This window comes from Blastococcus litoris (assembly GCF_003075095.1).
GTDB classification, from domain to species: Bacteria; Actinomycetota; Actinomycetes; order Mycobacteriales; family Geodermatophilaceae; genus Blastococcus_B; species Blastococcus_B litoris.
Map to the genome: position 1 here is coordinate 1 of NZ_QCZF01000086.1, position 245 is coordinate 245.

Annotated in this window: 1 protein-coding gene; it reads left to right on the forward strand. The window is 70.6% G+C overall.

From position 1 onward, the window contains the following. Positions 1 to 7: 7 nt before the first annotated feature. Positions 8 to 133 (forward strand): response regulator transcription factor, encoded by a 126-nt coding sequence (locus DCS98_RS22735; protein ID WP_476727149.1) that lies wholly within the window; start codon positions 8 to 10, stop codon positions 131 to 133. Positions 134 to 245: the final 112 nt, after the last annotated feature.

Consider the following 245-nt stretch of genomic DNA (forward strand, 5'->3'; position numbering starts at 1 on the left):
GCGCGAGATGCAGGTGCTCACCGGCATGAGCCAGGGCAAGAGCAACGCCCAGATCGGCCGGGAGCTCTACCTGTCCGAGGACACCATCAAGACCCACGCCCGCCGGCTCTTCCGCAAGCTCGGTGCGTGGTGACGTGCGCTCAGTCGTCGCGGGCGTGCCGGCCGCCGTGCTTTCCGGTCGGCTCCTCGTGCTCGGCCGTCGCCGCGACTCCGTCGGCGTACCCGCTGGCGTAGTCCCAGCTGAC

Coding starts and splice junctions, on each gene's coding strand:
- DCS98_RS22735 (WP_476727149.1), top strand. CDS start 8: ATGCAGGTGCTCACCGGCATGAGCCAGGGCAAGAGCAACGCCCAGATC.